This is a genomic window from Prevotella sp. AM42-24 (genome assembly GCF_003461825.1).
Lineage (GTDB): Bacteria > Bacteroidota > Bacteroidia > Bacteroidales > Bacteroidaceae > Prevotella > Prevotella hominis.
Window position 1 is genome coordinate 1 of record NZ_QTXV01000171.1, and the last position, 464, is coordinate 464.

Consider the following 464-nt stretch of genomic DNA (forward strand, 5'->3'; position numbering starts at 1 on the left):
TTTACATCTGTTGTATGTACTGGAGTTAGTTTGGCAAAAATTCACAAATGGTCACGGCTTCAGTTTCTTATGTTAAAATGTAAATCATGGTTTGAAACTGTACACACTCGGGGTACAAATGAAAGCACTATATGCTTGTGTCGGAAAGGTATATATGAGCTGATGGTAGAGTCATCATCAACAACAATGGCCCTGATTTGATAAACTCAGCAGGAATACTTGCTATTCATTTTTTGATGGGGTTATGTTCACAAGTTTGAGATTTCATGTAAAAAAGTCCTAATTTCTATATTTCTCTTCTTGTAAATTATGGGATATTAAGAAAAATATCGTATCTTTGTCGCAAATTTAGGCGTTCTTTGTATATTGCAAGGTTGTGAAAGAAAAAGAATATAGCTCGTTTCTAAATCGTTAGCAGTTACATTCTTTAAAATACTCAACTCGCTGATATTCAATAAATAAAA